A 16998-nucleotide genomic window follows, 5' to 3' on the forward strand; every position below is an offset into this window, starting at 1 on the left:
GTTAAGCAATTGAATTGCCACCACAAATCTTCTTATTATATAGGAGAGAGATCAGGTTAATGAAAGAGAACAAAAACTTTTTAAAAAAGATATTGACTCAAAATTAACCGCATGATAAGATATTTAAGTCGCTGTTAAACGACAGCAACAAAAAAGGATCTCAGGCGAAACGCACATAAAGCAATTTGAGAGCGCGCCATACTTAATGAGTGAGAGATCGAGTTGAAAAAGAGAACAAAAACTTTTTAAAAAAGATATTGACTCAAAATCAACCACATGTTAAACTAGTTAAGTCGCTGTTAAACAGCGGACATAACGAAGAAACATTAAAACGAAACATTTGATCTTTGAAAACTGAACGAAACAACATGTATCGTCAATGTCTTTAAATTGATTTTTAAAGCCAGTAATCATTTATTTTGATGCTAGGCAGACTCACATTTTATGGAGAGTTTGATCTTGGCTCAGGACGAACGCTGGCGGCGTGCCTAATACATGCAAGTCGAGCGCGTGAATCAACATGATCCCTTCGGGGTGATTGTTGTGGATCGAGCGGCGGACGGGTGAGTAACACGTGGGCAACCTACCCATGAGATCGGGATAACTCCGGGAAACCGGAGCTAATACCGAATAACCCAGTGAACTGCATGGTTCACTGGTAAAAGGCGGTTTCGGCCGTCACTCATGGATGGGCCCGCGGCGCATTAGCTAGTTGGTAAGGTAACGGCTTACCAAGGCAACGATGCGTAGCCGACCTGAGAGGGTGATCGGCCACACTGGGACTGAGACACGGCCCAGACTCCTACGGGAGGCAGCAGTAGGGAATCTTCCGCAATGGACGAAAGTCTGACGGAGCAACGCCGCGTGAACGATGAAGGTCTTCGGATCGTAAAGTTCTGTTGTTGGGGAAGAACAAGTGCCAGAGGAAATGCTGGTACCTTGACGGTACCCAACCAGAAAGCCACGGCTAACTACGTGCCAGCAGCCGCGGTAATACGTAGGTGGCAAGCGTTGTCCGGAATTATTGGGCGTAAAGCGCGCGCAGGCGGTTCCTTAAGTCTGATGTGAAAGCCCACAGCTCAACTGTGGAGGGCCATTGGAAACTGGGGAACTTGAGTACAGAAGAGGAGAGTGGAATTCCACGTGTAGCGGTGAAATGCGTAGAGATGTGGAGGAACACCAGTGGCGAAGGCGACTCTCTGGTCTGTAACTGACGCTGAGGCGCGAAAGCGTGGGTAGCAAACAGGATTAGATACCCTGGTAGTCCACGCCGTAAACGTTGAGTGCTAGGTGTTAGGGGGTTTCCGCCCCTTAGTGCTGAAGTTAACGCATTAAGCACTCCGCCTGGGGAGTACGGCCGCAAGGCTGAAACTCAAAAGAATTGACGGGGGCCCGCACAAGCGGTGGAGCATGTGGTTTAATTCGAAGCAACGCGAAGAACCTTACCAGGTCTTGACATCTTGCGCTATCCCTAGAGATAGGGAGTTCCCTTCGGGGACGCAATGACAGGTGGTGCATGGTTGTCGTCAGCTCGTGTCGTGAGATGTTGGGTTAAGTCCCGCAACGAGCGCAACCCCTAATCTTAGTTGCCAGCATTCAGTTGGGCACTCTAAGGTGACTGCCGGTGACAAACCGGAGGAAGGCGGGGATGACGTCAAATCATCATGCCCCTTATGACCTGGGCTACACACGTGCTACAATGGATGGTACAGAGGGCCGCGAGACCGCGAGGTCAAGCAAATCTCAAAAAACCATTCTCAGTTCGGATTGCAGGCTGCAACTCGCCTGTATGAAGCCGGAATCGCTAGTAATCGCAGGTCAGCATACTGCGGTGAATACGTTCCCGGGCCTTGTACACACCGCCCGTCACACCACGAGAGTTGGCAACACCCGAAGTCGGTGAGGTAACCTTTTTGGAGCCAGCCGCCGAAGGTGGGGCCAATGATTGGGGTGAAGTCGTAACAAGGTAGCCGTATCGGAAGGTGCGGCTGGATCACCTCCTTTCTAAGGATATTACGGAACTAGCGAGTCCTTCGGGACTTGCTAGCAGGCACACATTGTGCCATTAAACCATTGACCATGTTCGTTTCGTTCGGTTTTGGAAGCTCAAATGCTTTCAAACAGTACCTTGAAAACTAGATAAGAATTAGACATCAAACCAACGTTAGATTTAACGTAAGCATCATTATGATGCGTCTTTTCACATTGATTTTAGATAGTTAAGTGAATAAGGGCGCACGGTGGATGCCTTGGCACTAGGAGCCGATGAAGGACGGGACTAACACCGATATGCTTCGGGGAGCCGTAAGTAGGCTATGATCCGGAGATTTCCGAATGGGGAAACCCACTACCCGTAATGGGGTAGGATCCTTAACTGAATTCATAGGTTAAGGAAGGTAGACTCGGGGAACTGAAACATCTCAGTACCCGAAGGAAGAGAAAGCAAACGCGATTTCCTGAGTAGCGGCGAGCGAAACGGAAACAGCCCAAACCAGAGAGCTTGCTCTCTGGGGTTGTAGGACGCTCCATTGGAGTTACCAAGAAACAAGATAGATGAATGATCTGGAACGGTCAGCCGAAGAAGGTAACGGCCCTGTAGTCAAAATCTTGTTTCCTCCGGAGCGGATCCTGAGTACGGCGGAACACGAGGAATTCCGTCGGAATCCGGGAGGACCATCTCCCAAGGCTAAATACTCCCTAGTGACCGATAGTGAACCAGTACCGTGAGGGAAAGGTGAAAAGCACCCCGGGAGGGGAGTGAAATAGAACCTGAAACCGTGTGCCTACAAGTAGTTGGAGCCCGTTAATGGGTGACAGCGTACCTTTTGTAGAATGGACCGGCGAGTTACGATCCCATGCAAGGTTAAGATGAAAAATCGGAGCCGCAGCGAAAGCGAGTCTGAATAGGGCGAAATAGTATGTGGTCGTAGACCCGAAACCGTGTGATCTACCCATGTCCAGGGTGAAGGCCAGGTAACACTGGCTGGAGGCCCGAACCCACGCACGTTGAAAAGTGCGGGGATGAGGTGTGGGTAGCGGTGAAATGCCAATCGAACACGGAGATAGCTGGTTCTCTCCGAAATAGCTTTAGGGCTAGCCTCAAGGTAAGAGTCTTGGAGGTAGAGCACTGATTGGACTAGGGGCCCTCATCGGGTTACCGAATTCAGTCAAACTCCGAATGCCAACGACTCATCCTTGGGAGTCAGACTGCGAGTGATAAGGTCCGTAGTCGAGAGGGGAACAGCCCAGACCACCAGCTAAGGTCCCTAAGTTTATGTTAAGTGGAAAAGGATGTGGAGTTGCTCAGACAACCAGGATGTTGGCTTAGAAGCAGCCATCATTTAAAGAGTGCGTAATAGCTCACTGGTCGAGTGACTCTGCGCCGAAAATGTACCGGGGCTAAACATAACACCGAAGCTGTGGATTGTTCTTACGAACAATGGTAGGAGAGCGTTCTAAGTGCTGTGAAGTCAGACCGTAAGGACTGGTGGAGCGCTTAGAAGTGAGAATGCCGGTATGAGTAGCGAAAGAAGAGTGAGAATCTCTTCCACCGTAAGTCTAAGGTTTCCTGAGGAAGGCTCGTCCGCTCAGGGTTAGTCGGGACCTAAGCCGAGGCCGAAAGGCGTAGGCGATGGATAACAGGTTGATATTCCTGTACCACCTCCTTTCCGTTTGAACAACGGGGGGACGCAGTAGGATAGGGAATCCGCTCCACTGGATGTGAGCGGCCAAGCAGTGAGTGAGATGCATAGGCAAATCCGTGCATCAATCACAAGCTGTGATGGGGAGGGAACTATAGTACCGAAGTTCCTGATTTCACACTGCCAAGAAAAGCCTCTAGTGAGGAAAGAGGTGCCCGTACCGCAAACCGACACAGGTAGACGAGGAGAGTATCCTAAGGTGATCGGGAGAACTCTTGTTAAGGAACTCGGCAAAATGACCCCGTAACTTCGGGAGAAGGGGTGCTCCTTCATAGGAGGAGCCGCAGTGAAAAGGCCCAATCGACTGTTTAGCAAAAACACAGGTCTCTGCGAAACCGAAAGGTGAAGTATAGGGGCTGACACCTGCCCGGTGCTGGAAGGTTAAGGGGATGAGTTAGCATTAGCGAAGCTTTGAACCGAAGCCCCAGTAAACGGCGGCCGTAACTATAACGGTCCTAAGGTAGCGAAATTCCTTGTCGGGTAAGTTCCGACCCGCACGAAAGGTGCAACGAATTGGGCACTGTCTCAACAAGAGACCCGGTGAAATTATACTATGCGTGAAGATGCGCATTACCCGCGACAGGACGGAAAGACCCCGTGGAGCTTTACTGTAGCCTGATATTGAATGTTGGTACAGCTTGTACAGGATAGGTGGGAGCCGTCGATGCCGGAGCGCTAGCTTCGGTGGAGGCATCCGTGGGATACCACCCTGGCTGTATTGACATTCTAACCCAGGACCGTGATCCGGTCCGGAGACAGTGTCAGGTGGGCAGTTTGACTGGGGCGGTCGCCTCCCAAAGAGTAACGGAGGCGCCCAAAGGTTCCCTCAGAATGGTTGGAAATCATTCGCAGAGTGCAAAGGCACAAGGGAGCTTGACTGCGAGACCTACAAGTCGAGCAGGGACGAAAGTCGGGCTTAGTGATCCGGCGGTGCCGTATGGAAGGGCCGTCGCTCAACGGATAAAAGCTACCCCGGGGATAACAGGCTTATCTCCCCCAAGAGTCCACATCGACGGGGAGGTTTGGCACCTCGATGTCGGCTCATCGCATCCTGGGGCTGTAGTCGGTCCCAAGGGTTGGGCTGTTCGCCCATTAAAGCGGTACGCGAGCTGGGTTCAGAACGTCGTGAGACAGTTCGGTCCCTATCCGTCGTGGGCGTTGGAAATTTGAGAAGAGCTGTCCTTAGTACGAGAGGACCGGGATGGACGCACCGCTGGTGCACCAGTTGTTCCGCCAGGAGCATAGCTGGGTAGCTACGTGCGGAAGGGATAAGTGCTGAAAGCATCTAAGCATGAAGCCCACTTCGAGATGAGATTTCCCATCACTTCGAGTGAGTAAGATTCCTTGTAGACGACAAGGTTGATAGGTCGGAGGTGGAAGCGTGGTGACACGTGCAGCTGACCGATACTAATAAATCGAGGACTTATCTAACTAAAGTGAAAATGGTTATGTCATAATTCTTATCTAGTTTTGAAGGTACTTAGAAAAAATCTAAAATACCTGTTGACTTTGTTGAATAAATAAAGTACAATATATCTTGTCCTTGAAAAAAAGGAAGAGAAAAAGTCTGGCGGTATTGGCGAAGAGGTCACACCTGTTCCCATGCCGAACACAGAAGTTAAGTTCTTCAGCGCCGATGGTAGTCGGGGTTTCACCCCCGCAAGAGTAGGACGCCGCCAGGCTTTACATATATGGAGGATTAGCTCAGCTGGGAGAGCACCTGCCTTACAAGCAGGGGGTCGGTGGTTCGAGCCCGCCATCCTCCACCATTTTACTTTAAAAACTAAAGATCATGAAGCCGACCTAGCTCAATCTGGCAGAGCAACTGACTTGTAATCAGTAGGTTGGGGGTTCGAGTCCCTCGGTCGGCACCATTTTTACTATAATAAGTCTGATATAGATTAAGGGAGCCATTAGCTCAGTTGGTAGAGCATCTGACTTTTAATCAGAGGGTCGGAGGTTCGAATCCTCCATGGCTCACCATTTATACACACCGTGCGGGTGTGGCGGAATTGGCAGACGCGCTAGACTTAGGATCTAGTGTCTCTCGACGTGGGGGTTCAAGTCCCTCCACCCGCACCATAATTTCATAAGCGGAAGTAGTTCAGTGGTAGAACACCACCTTGCCAAGGTGGGGGTCGCGGGTTCGAATCCCGTCTTCCGCTCCATTTAAAAAGTCCTGCCGGGGTGGCGGAATTGGCAGACGCACAGGACTTAAAATCCTGCGGTAGGTAACTACCGTGCCGGTTCGAGTCCGGCCCTCGGCACCATTGCAAATATCAAGCGCCCGTAGCTCAATTGGATAGAGCGTTTGACTACGGATCAAGAGGTTAGGGGTTCGACTCCTCTCGGGCGCGCCATTTTCTTTTTGCGGGAAGTAGCTCAGCTTGGTAGAGCACATGGTTTGGGACCATGGGGTCGCAGGTTCGAATCCTGTCTTCCCGACCATTTAAATAAGGGGCCTTAGCTCAGCTGGGAGAGCGCCTGCTTTGCACGCAGGAGGTCAGCGGTTCGATCCCGCTAGGCTCCACCAATGAAACATTTGATCTTTGAAAACTGAACGAAACAACATGTATCGTCAATGTCTTTAAATTGATTTTTAAAGCCAGTAATCATTTATTTTGATGCTAGGCAGACTCACATTTTATGGAGAGTTTGATCTTGGCTCAGGACGAACGCTGGCGGCGTGCCTAATACATGCAAGTCGAGCGCGTGAATCAACATGATCCCTTCGGGGTGATTGTTGTGGATCGAGCGGCGGACGGGTGAGTAACACGTGGGCAACCTACCCATGAGATCGGGATAACTCCGGGAAACCGGAGCTAATACCGAATAACCCAGTGAACTGCATGGTTCACTGGTAAAAGGCGGTTTCGGCCGTCACTCATGGATGGGCCCGCGGCGCATTAGCTAGTTGGTAAGGTAACGGCTTACCAAGGCAACGATGCGTAGCCGACCTGAGAGGGTGATCGGCCACACTGGGACTGAGACACGGCCCAGACTCCTACGGGAGGCAGCAGTAGGGAATCTTCCGCAATGGACGAAAGTCTGACGGAGCAACGCCGCGTGAACGATGAAGGTCTTCGGATCGTAAAGTTCTGTTGTTGGGGAAGAACAAGTGCCAGAGGAAATGCTGGTACCTTGACGGTACCCAACCAGAAAGCCACGGCTAACTACGTGCCAGCAGCCGCGGTAATACGTAGGTGGCAAGCGTTGTCCGGAATTATTGGGCGTAAAGCGCGCGCAGGCGGTTCCTTAAGTCTGATGTGAAAGCCCACAGCTCAACTGTGGAGGGCCATTGGAAACTGGGGAACTTGAGTACAGAAGAGGAGAGTGGAATTCCACGTGTAGCGGTGAAATGCGTAGAGATGTGGAGGAACACCAGTGGCGAAGGCGACTCTCTGGTCTGTAACTGACGCTGAGGCGCGAAAGCGTGGGTAGCAAACAGGATTAGATACCCTGGTAGTCCACGCCGTAAACGTTGAGTGCTAGGTGTTAGGGGGTTTCCGCCCCTTAGTGCTGAAGTTAACGCATTAAGCACTCCGCCTGGGGAGTACGGCCGCAAGGCTGAAACTCAAAAGAATTGACGGGGGCCCGCACAAGCGGTGGAGCATGTGGTTTAATTCGAAGCAACGCGAAGAACCTTACCAGGTCTTGACATCTTGCGCTATCCCTAGAGATAGGGAGTTCCCTTCGGGGACGCAATGACAGGTGGTGCATGGTTGTCGTCAGCTCGTGTCGTGAGATGTTGGGTTAAGTCCCGCAACGAGCGCAACCCCTAATCTTAGTTGCCAGCATTCAGTTGGGCACTCTAAGGTGACTGCCGGTGACAAACCGGAGGAAGGCGGGGATGACGTCAAATCATCATGCCCCTTATGACCTGGGCTACACACGTGCTACAATGGATGGTACAGAGGGCCGCGAGACCGCGAGGTCAAGCAAATCTCAAAAAACCATTCTCAGTTCGGATTGCAGGCTGCAACTCGCCTGTATGAAGCCGGAATCGCTAGTAATCGCAGGTCAGCATACTGCGGTGAATACGTTCCCGGGCCTTGTACACACCGCCCGTCACACCACGAGAGTTGGCAACACCCGAAGTCGGTGAGGTAACCTTTTTGGAGCCAGCCGCCGAAGGTGGGGCCAATGATTGGGGTGAAGTCGTAACAAGGTAGCCGTATCGGAAGGTGCGGCTGGATCACCTCCTTTCTAAGGATATTACGGAACTAGCGAGTCCTTCGGGACTTGCTAGCAGGCACACATTGTGCCATTAAACCATTGACCATGTTCGTTTCGTTCGGTTTTGGAAGCTCAAATGCTTTCAAACAGTACCTTGAAAACTAGATAAGAATTAGACATCAAACCAACGTTAGATTTAACGTAAGCATCATTATGATGCGTCTTTTCACATTGATTTTAGATAGTTAAGTGAATAAGGGCGCACGGTGGATGCCTTGGCACTAGGAGCCGATGAAGGACGGGACTAACACCGATATGCTTCGGGGAGCCGTAAGTAGGCTATGATCCGGAGATTTCCGAATGGGGAAACCCACTACCCGTAATGGGGTAGGATCCTTAACTGAATTCATAGGTTAAGGAAGGTAGACTCGGGGAACTGAAACATCTCAGTACCCGAAGGAAGAGAAAGCAAACGCGATTTCCTGAGTAGCGGCGAGCGAAACGGAAACAGCCCAAACCAGAGAGCTTGCTCTCTGGGGTTGTAGGACGCTCCATTGGAGTTACCAAGAAACAAGATAGATGAATGATCTGGAACGGTCAGCCGAAGAAGGTAACGGCCCTGTAGTCAAAATCTTGTTTCCTCCGGAGCGGATCCTGAGTACGGCGGAACACGAGGAATTCCGTCGGAATCCGGGAGGACCATCTCCCAAGGCTAAATACTCCCTAGTGACCGATAGTGAACCAGTACCGTGAGGGAAAGGTGAAAAGCACCCCGGGAGGGGAGTGAAATAGAACCTGAAACCGTGTGCCTACAAGTAGTTGGAGCCCGTTAATGGGTGACAGCGTACCTTTTGTAGAATGGACCGGCGAGTTACGATCCCATGCAAGGTTAAGATGAAAAATCGGAGCCGCAGCGAAAGCGAGTCTGAATAGGGCGAAATAGTATGTGGTCGTAGACCCGAAACCGTGTGATCTACCCATGTCCAGGGTGAAGGCCAGGTAACACTGGCTGGAGGCCCGAACCCACGCACGTTGAAAAGTGCGGGGATGAGGTGTGGGTAGCGGTGAAATGCCAATCGAACACGGAGATAGCTGGTTCTCTCCGAAATAGCTTTAGGGCTAGCCTCAAGGTAAGAGTCTTGGAGGTAGAGCACTGATTGGACTAGGGGCCCTCATCGGGTTACCGAATTCAGTCAAACTCCGAATGCCAACGACTCATCCTTGGGAGTCAGACTGCGAGTGATAAGGTCCGTAGTCGAGAGGGGAACAGCCCAGACCACCAGCTAAGGTCCCTAAGTTTATGTTAAGTGGAAAAGGATGTGGAGTTGCTCAGACAACCAGGATGTTGGCTTAGAAGCAGCCATCATTTAAAGAGTGCGTAATAGCTCACTGGTCGAGTGACTCTGCGCCGAAAATGTACCGGGGCTAAACATAACACCGAAGCTGTGGATTGTTCTTACGAACAATGGTAGGAGAGCGTTCTAAGTGCTGTGAAGTCAGACCGTAAGGACTGGTGGAGCGCTTAGAAGTGAGAATGCCGGTATGAGTAGCGAAAGAAGAGTGAGAATCTCTTCCACCGTAAGTCTAAGGTTTCCTGAGGAAGGCTCGTCCGCTCAGGGTTAGTCGGGACCTAAGCCGAGGCCGAAAGGCGTAGGCGATGGATAACAGGTTGATATTCCTGTACCACCTCCTTTCCGTTTGAACAACGGGGGGACGCAGTAGGATAGGGAATCCGCTCCACTGGATGTGAGCGGCCAAGCAGTGAGTGAGATGCATAGGCAAATCCGTGCATCAATCACAAGCTGTGATGGGGAGGGAACTATAGTACCGAAGTTCCTGATTTCACACTGCCAAGAAAAGCCTCTAGTGAGGAAAGAGGTGCCCGTACCGCAAACCGACACAGGTAGACGAGGAGAGTATCCTAAGGTGATCGGGAGAACTCTTGTTAAGGAACTCGGCAAAATGACCCCGTAACTTCGGGAGAAGGGGTGCTCCTTCATAGGAGGAGCCGCAGTGAAAAGGCCCAATCGACTGTTTAGCAAAAACACAGGTCTCTGCGAAACCGAAAGGTGAAGTATAGGGGCTGACACCTGCCCGGTGCTGGAAGGTTAAGGGGATGAGTTAGCATTAGCGAAGCTTTGAACCGAAGCCCCAGTAAACGGCGGCCGTAACTATAACGGTCCTAAGGTAGCGAAATTCCTTGTCGGGTAAGTTCCGACCCGCACGAAAGGTGCAACGAATTGGGCACTGTCTCAACAAGAGACCCGGTGAAATTATACTATGCGTGAAGATGCGCATTACCCGCGACAGGACGGAAAGACCCCGTGGAGCTTTACTGTAGCCTGATATTGAATGTTGGTACAGCTTGTACAGGATAGGTGGGAGCCGTCGATGCCGGAGCGCTAGCTTCGGTGGAGGCATCCGTGGGATACCACCCTGGCTGTATTGACATTCTAACCCAGGACCGTGATCCGGTCCGGAGACAGTGTCAGGTGGGCAGTTTGACTGGGGCGGTCGCCTCCCAAAGAGTAACGGAGGCGCCCAAAGGTTCCCTCAGAATGGTTGGAAATCATTCGCAGAGTGCAAAGGCACAAGGGAGCTTGACTGCGAGACCTACAAGTCGAGCAGGGACGAAAGTCGGGCTTAGTGATCCGGCGGTGCCGTATGGAAGGGCCGTCGCTCAACGGATAAAAGCTACCCCGGGGATAACAGGCTTATCTCCCCCAAGAGTCCACATCGACGGGGAGGTTTGGCACCTCGATGTCGGCTCATCGCATCCTGGGGCTGTAGTCGGTCCCAAGGGTTGGGCTGTTCGCCCATTAAAGCGGTACGCGAGCTGGGTTCAGAACGTCGTGAGACAGTTCGGTCCCTATCCGTCGTGGGCGTTGGAAATTTGAGAAGAGCTGTCCTTAGTACGAGAGGACCGGGATGGACGCACCGCTGGTGCACCAGTTGTTCCGCCAGGAGCATAGCTGGGTAGCTACGTGCGGAAGGGATAAGTGCTGAAAGCATCTAAGCATGAAGCCCACTTCGAGATGAGATTTCCCATCACTTCGAGTGAGTAAGATTCCTTGTAGACGACAAGGTTGATAGGTCGGAGGTGGAAGCGTGGTGACACGTGCAGCTGACCGATACTAATAAATCGAGGACTTAACTAACAAAAGCGCAAGCGACCGCCTAGACCCGTACGGATAAGACAGATTTTCGAAAAAGGCTTTAGCCTTTGTAGAAAAGATGACTTATACGCTAGGGTCTGGGAGCTGGAGCTAGACGTAAAAACGTAAAAGGCACGATGTCATAATTCTTATCTAGTTTTGAAGGTACTCCTTCAACAAAACAATAGTATGGCGGTTTTGGCGAAGAGGTCACACCTGTTCCCATGCCGAACACAGAAGTTAAGCTCTTCAGCGCCGATGGTAGTCGGGGTTTCACCCCCGCAAGAGTAGGACGCCGCCATGCAACGTAACCTCAAAGGATATAATCCTTTGAGGTTTTTTGTATGCAAATATAATTTTCTTTATGGACCTTCCCTTAAATTCCTAATCTAAATCTGATTAAACTAAGGGAGAAAAGGGTAAAAGGTAAAGATCCTCCTCTTACCCTAATATAATTTTGCGAGCTTTTCATTCATATTGTTGAACGACCTCAACGTAGAATAGATGTAAGACCATTGGAGGGATATGATGTCGATGGAAACTTTCTTTAATGACTATTTTCTACTGATGACAGTTCGTCTTGTAACCGCAGTTGTATTATGTGGGTTAATAGGATTTGAAAGGGAAATTAAAAACCACTCCGCAGGCTTTCGTACACATATCCTTGTCGGAGTCGGGGCATGCGTAATGATGCTTCTTTCCTTGTATGGATTTGACCCTTACTTAAATAAACATGATAGCATTCGTTTCGACCCAGCCAGGATTCCTTCTTACGTTATTAGTGGTATAGGCTTTCTAGGCGCCGGAACGATTATGGTTCATGGTGTAACCATACGTGGTTTAACTACTGCAGCTTCAATATGGGTAGTAGCAGGACTTGGTTTAGTTATAGGAGCAGGCATGTATGGGCCAGCTATCCTTACCACGGTGGTCGTTTTAATCAGTTTAATTGTACTTAATAATACCGAGCGTATTTTCAAACGTAAAAGTAAACATCATATACAAATTGTCGTTTTTGAAGGTTTAGAGATGTCAAAGTTATTAGAACCCTTCGAGGCTTTTGAATTAGAGATTAATCATGTACAAATTGAAAATGAGATGAACGGTCAGAAGAATATATTTATAGAACTGACCCAAAAAGATGACTACGGAGAGTTAGAGCTCTTTGACCGCTTATCTTCTGTCCCCCATGTTAAATGTGTGAATCAGCGTAAATAAAAGAAAATGGAGCGAAATAGGTGTTATTAAGGTGCACGTAAGTGGCAAGAATGTTTATAGTGCATTTTAGTTGCAAACCATTTTGAAATTTGTATAATGAAGGTATAGTCAAAGATAGTCAAAGTCAAAAACGAACTTATTGAGGAGGGGGGCTATGCGAAATATATCCGATATCATTGAAGCACATTTAAAGAACATAATTGAAAAAAGTAACCACAATGTTATCGAGATCAAGCGTAGTGAAATAGCAGAATCCTTTCAGTGTGTACCCTCGCAGATTAATTATGTGATTAAAACGCGTTTTACTGTGGAAAAAGGCTATATAGTAGAAAGCAAACGCGGAGGGGGCGGCTACATTCGAATTAGTCGCATCAAACACCAGGATAAATTGAAGTTATTTAATGAACTTATCTTACTTATTCAACCCCGTGTTACTCAACAAGGTGCTATTGATGTTATAGAACGTTTGTTGGAAGAGGAATTAATTTCAGATCGTGAGGCTAGACTGATGGTAAGTGCGATCTCAAAAGAAGTTCTAGCTGTACCGCTTACTCTTCGAGATGAACTTAGATCTAGAATTTTATCTTCAATGTTAACAACCTTAAAGTATAAAGATTAAAAGGGAGGGGACGGAAAATGGAGTGTCAAGAATGCCATGAGCGTCCTGCATCTTTACATTTTACTCAAGTAGTAAATGGCCATAAGACAGAAGTATATGTGTGTGAGAAATGTGCATATGAAAAGGGGTATATGTCACAAGGGCAAGAATCTCTATCGTTGCATAATTTATTGTCTGGTTTGTTTAACTTTGATTCGTTTCAAATGGCTGATTCAAAATCCTATTCTTCATCACAACATGATATAAACTCATTAAAATGTGACCATTGTGGTTTAACTTATGATCAATTTAAGCGTGTAGGTAAATTCGGTTGTTCAAATTGCTATAAAACATTTGATGAACGTTTAAACCCTATATTCAGGAGAGTGCATAGCGGTAACACCGTTCACGACGGGAAAGTTCCCAAACGTAGAGGTGGTTTACTACATGTACAGAGGGAAGTTAATCAAAAACGTACTGAACTTCAGCAATTAATTCAACAAGAAGAATTTGAAGAGGCGGCTAAAGTACGGGATCAAATTCGAACTTTAGAGAAGCAGCTGGATTCAGAGCAAAGGGATGGTGAAGAGTAATGTCCCTAGAACAGTTTATGAATGAGGCTATAAGTCCTTGGTTGAAGGAAGAAGGGCCAGATAGTGATATTGTTCTAAGCAGCCGAATACGATTAGCTAGAAATTTTGATGATATTCCGTTTCCAATTATCGCTGACTCAGAAGAGCTTGAACATGTCATTGAATTTTTTAAAGAAGAATATGAGGATAAATCCTATGGAGCTTATAAAGATTTTGAATTTATCCATATGAGTAAACTCAATGCTACTGAGAAAAGAGTGCTGGTGGAAAAGCATTTAATTAGTCCTCATTTGGCTGATCACTCAAAGAGGGGAGCTGCTTTAATCTCTCAAAATGAGCAAGTCTCTGTAATGGTGAATGAGGAAGACCACATTCGTATACAGCTGTATTTCCCTGGTTTTCAGTTAGAGAAGGCGTTAGAGCAAGCTTCAAATTTTGATGACTGGCTCGAGGAAAAGATTAATTTTGCCTTTGATGAGAAACGGGGTTACTTAACGAGTTGCCCAACGAATGTTGGTACTGGAATGAGAGCTTCGGTAATGATGCACCTTCCTGCTCTAGCTGTTACCCAGCAAATGAACCGGCTAATACCAGCTATTAATCAATTAGGTCTAGTTGTTAGAGGAATTTATGGAGAAGGTAGCGAAGCAATAGGTAACATCTTTCAAATTTCCAACCAGATTACATTAGGAAAATCAGAAAGAGATATTGTAGATGATTTAAAAAGTGTGGTTGAACAATTAATTGAGCAAGAAAGAAATGCTCGGGAACAAATTATTCAACAAAACGGCATACAATTAGAAGATAAGATTTTTCGTTCTTATGGTGTTCTGGCAAATAGCCGCATTATTGAATCGAAAGAAGCAGCTAAGTGCCTTTCTGATGTAAGGTTGGGAATAGACCTGGGGTATATTGACAACCTGTCCAAAACCATTTTGAATGAATTAATGATCTTAACTCAGCCTGGATTTTTACAACAGTATGCACAGCAGACATTATCTCCTGATGAACGTGATGTTCGAAGAGCAACGTTAATTCGGGAAAGATTAAACTTAGAAATATAATTAGACTAGGAGGGGTGCCCCATGATGTTTGGGCGTTTTACTGAAAGAGCACAGAAAGTATTAGCATTAGCTCAGGAAGAAGCCGTACGACTAGGTCATAATAATATTGGAACAGAACATATTCTTCTCGGTTTGGTGCGTGAAGGAGAAGGAATTGCAGCGAAGGCGTTAGGTGCTTTGGGTCTGGCTGCAGATAAGATTCAAGAAGAGGTGGAACAGCTAATCGGAACGGGAGATAAGGTTTCCCAAACGATCCATTACACACCTCGTGCGAAGAAAGTAATTGAGTTATCAATGGATGAGGCACGTAAGTTAGGTCACTCCTATGTGGGTACAGAACACATCCTGCTTGGGTTGATCCGAGAAGGAGAAGGTGTGGCTGCTCGTGTATTGAACAACCTGGGAGTAAGTCTTAATAAAGCTAGACAGCAAGTTCTTCAGTTACTTGGAAGTAATGAATCTACTTCTAATGGCCAGGGAGGCGGTCGCCAATCTGCGAGTGCTAACACACCTACACTAGATTCATTAGCTCGTGATTTAACAAGCGTGGCCAAAGAGGGCAACATTGACCCAGTCATTGGTCGAAGCAAAGAAATTGAACGTGTCATTCAAGTATTAAGCCGTCGTACAAAGAATAATCCTGTTCTTATCGGTGAACCAGGGGTAGGTAAAACGGCTATAGCAGAAGGTCTAGCTCAACAGATCATCAATAACGAGGTTCCTGAGATCTTACGCGATAAGCGTGTTATGACACTTGATATGGGTACTGTCGTTGCAGGAACTAAATATCGCGGGGAATTTGAAGATCGATTGAAAAAGGTTATGGAAGAGATTCGTCAGGCTGGAAACATCATTCTATTTATCGACGAACTCCACACTTTAATTGGCGCTGGTGGTGCAGAAGGGGCTATTGATGCTTCCAACATTCTAAAACCATCTCTTGCACGCGGAGATTTACAATGTATCGGTGCTACTACATTAGAAGAATACCGTAAGTATATTGAGAAAGATGCCGCATTAGAGCGTCGTTTCCAACCTATTCAAGTGGATGAACCAAATCTTGAAGAATCGGAACAAATTCTTGAAGGTCTTCGTGACCGATATGAAGCACACCACCGTGTGACCATAACTGACGAAGCGATTAAAGCTGCTGTTAAGTTCTCTGACCGTTACATTCAAGATCGTTTCCTACCAGATAAAGCGATTGACTTGATTGATGAGGCTGCTTCTAAAGTACGTTTACGTTCCTATACAGCACCTCCTAACTTAAAAGAGTTAGAGCAGAAATTAGAAGAAGTTCGTAAAGAGAAAGATGCCGCTGTTCAAAGTCAAGAATTTGAAAAAGCCGCTTCTTTACGAGATAACGAACAAAAGCTTCGTGAAGAACTAGATAAGACAAAAGATGAATGGAAAGAAAAGCAAGGTCAGGAAAACTCAGAAGTTACAGTTGAAGATATCGCTTCAGTGGTGTCCATCTGGACGGGAGTTCCGGTTTCTAAATTAGCGAAGGATGAGAGTGAGCGTCTTCTGAATATGGAAGAAGTTCTGCATAACCGAGTGATTGGGCAGCAAGAAGCTGTTAAATCAATCTCGAAAGCTATCCGTCGTGCACGTGCAGGATTAAAAGATCCAAAACGTCCAATTGGCTCCTTTATCTTCTTAGGGCCAACAGGTGTCGGGAAAACCGAATTAGCGCGTGCGGTTGCTGAGTCTATGTTTGGTGAAGAGGATGCAATGATTCGAATTGATATGTCTGAGTACATGGAGAAACACTCCACGTCACGCCTTGTTGGTTCACCTCCAGGTTATGTTGGATATGATGAGGGTGGACAACTGACAGAGAAAGTACGACAAAAGCCTTATTCTGTTATCTTGTTAGATGAGATTGAAAAGGCTCACCCTGATGTCTTCAATACGTTACTACAAGTTCTTGAAGACGGACGATTAACGGATTCTAAAGGTCGTACTGTAGACTTCCGCAATACGGTCATTATTATGACTTCAAACGTCGGGGCTACTGAACTGAAAACGAACAAATATGCTGGATTCACCATGGGAGATGCTAATCAGGACTATAAGGACATGAAATCTAAAGTTATGGATGAAATGAAACGTGCATTCCGTCCTGAGTTCTTAAACCGTATCGATGAAATCATTGTCTTCCACTCTCTAGAGAAGGAGCATATGAAAGAGATTGTTACGTTAATGGTAGACCAACTTCAAAAACGTCTCACAGAATTGGATGTTGACTTTACTCTGACTGACAAAGCACTCAACAAAATTGCAGACGAAGGGTTTGACCCTGAGTACGGAGCTCGACCATTACGTCGTTCTCTGCAAAAAAATGTTGAAGATCTACTGTCTGAAGAGCTGCTAAAAGAGAACATCTCAACCGGTCAAAATGTTGTGATCGACGTGGATGACAATGGAGAATTTGCGGTTACCACTCATTCATGATCCGAAACAATAGATCATAAATAGATAATCATTTAA

5 protein-coding genes, 9 tRNA genes and 6 rRNA genes are annotated in these 16998 nt (G+C 47.5%); all 20 read left to right on the plus strand.

Features of this window, described 5'->3' with window-relative positions; all coding sequences use genetic code 11:
* Positions 1 to 441 precede the first annotated feature (441 nt).
* Positions 442 to 2004 (plus strand): 16S ribosomal RNA (locus tag QNI29_RS00495).
* 213 nt (positions 2005 to 2217) lie between these two features.
* A 23S ribosomal RNA gene (locus tag QNI29_RS00500) occupies positions 2218 to 5132 on the plus strand.
* Between the two features lie 135 nt (positions 5133 to 5267).
* A 5S ribosomal RNA gene (gene rrf / locus QNI29_RS00505) occupies positions 5268 to 5383 on the plus strand.
* An 11-nt stretch (positions 5384 to 5394) separates the two neighbouring features.
* Positions 5395 to 5470, plus strand: a tRNA-Val gene (locus QNI29_RS00510).
* 28 nt (positions 5471 to 5498) lie between these two features.
* Positions 5499 to 5575, plus strand: a tRNA-Thr gene (locus tag QNI29_RS00515).
* A gap of 33 nt (positions 5576 to 5608) precedes the next feature.
* Positions 5609 to 5684: transfer RNA gene (locus QNI29_RS00520), tRNA-Lys, on the plus strand.
* A 14-nt stretch (positions 5685 to 5698) separates the two neighbouring features.
* A tRNA-Leu gene (locus QNI29_RS00525) sits at positions 5699 to 5783 on the plus strand.
* A gap of 11 nt (positions 5784 to 5794) precedes the next feature.
* A tRNA-Gly gene (locus QNI29_RS00530) sits at positions 5795 to 5869 on the plus strand.
* 13 nt (positions 5870 to 5882) lie between these two features.
* Positions 5883 to 5971, plus strand: a tRNA-Leu gene (locus tag QNI29_RS00535).
* A gap of 13 nt (positions 5972 to 5984) precedes the next feature.
* A tRNA-Arg gene (locus QNI29_RS00540) sits at positions 5985 to 6061 on the plus strand.
* An 11-nt stretch (positions 6062 to 6072) separates the two neighbouring features.
* Positions 6073 to 6149 (plus strand) — tRNA-Pro (locus QNI29_RS00545).
* A 9-nt stretch (positions 6150 to 6158) separates the two neighbouring features.
* Positions 6159 to 6234 (plus strand) — tRNA-Ala (locus QNI29_RS00550).
* 110 nt (positions 6235 to 6344) lie between these two features.
* Positions 6345 to 7907, plus strand: a 16S ribosomal RNA gene (locus QNI29_RS00555).
* A gap of 213 nt (positions 7908 to 8120) precedes the next feature.
* A 23S ribosomal RNA gene (locus QNI29_RS00560) occupies positions 8121 to 11035 on the plus strand.
* Between the two features lie 185 nt (positions 11036 to 11220).
* Positions 11221 to 11336: ribosomal RNA gene (gene rrf / locus QNI29_RS00565) — 5S ribosomal RNA — on the plus strand.
* Together the 16S, 23S and 5S rRNA genes with 9 tRNA genes alongside form the textbook arrangement of a ribosomal RNA operon.
* A gap of 224 nt (positions 11337 to 11560) precedes the next feature.
* Positions 11561 to 12250 (plus strand): MgtC/SapB family protein, encoded by a 690-nt coding sequence (locus QNI29_RS00570; RefSeq protein WP_370635555.1) that lies wholly within the window; start codon positions 11561 to 11563, stop codon positions 12248 to 12250.
* Positions 12251 to 12404: 154 nt separating this feature from the next.
* On the plus strand, positions 12405 to 12869 hold the full coding sequence (locus tag QNI29_RS00575; protein ID WP_231419853.1) for a CtsR family transcriptional regulator: 465 nt from the start codon (positions 12405 to 12407) through the stop codon (positions 12867 to 12869).
* A 17-nt stretch (positions 12870 to 12886) separates the two neighbouring features.
* The gene (locus tag QNI29_RS00580) at positions 12887 to 13441 is read left to right on the plus strand and encodes a protein-arginine kinase activator protein McsA (RefSeq protein ID WP_231419852.1); all 555 of its coding nucleotides are present in this window, start codon (positions 12887 to 12889) and stop codon (positions 13439 to 13441) included.
* The gene (locus QNI29_RS00585) at positions 13441 to 14505 is read left to right on the plus strand and encodes a protein-arginine kinase McsB (protein ID WP_231419851.1); all 1065 of its coding nucleotides are present in this window, start codon (positions 13441 to 13443) and stop codon (positions 14503 to 14505) included. The genes QNI29_RS00580 and QNI29_RS00585 overlap by 1 nt, the downstream gene beginning before the upstream one ends.
* 21 nt (positions 14506 to 14526) lie before the next feature.
* A complete protein-coding gene (gene clpC / locus QNI29_RS00590; protein WP_231419850.1) occupies positions 14527 to 16962 on the plus strand; it encodes an ATP-dependent protease ATP-binding subunit ClpC in 2436 nt (811 codons plus the stop codon).
* The last annotated feature ends 36 nt before the right edge of the window (positions 16963 to 16998 follow it).

The sequence above is a fragment of the Pontibacillus chungwhensis genome (assembly GCF_030166655.1).
GTDB lineage: Bacteria > Bacillota > Bacilli > Bacillales > BH030062 > Pontibacillus.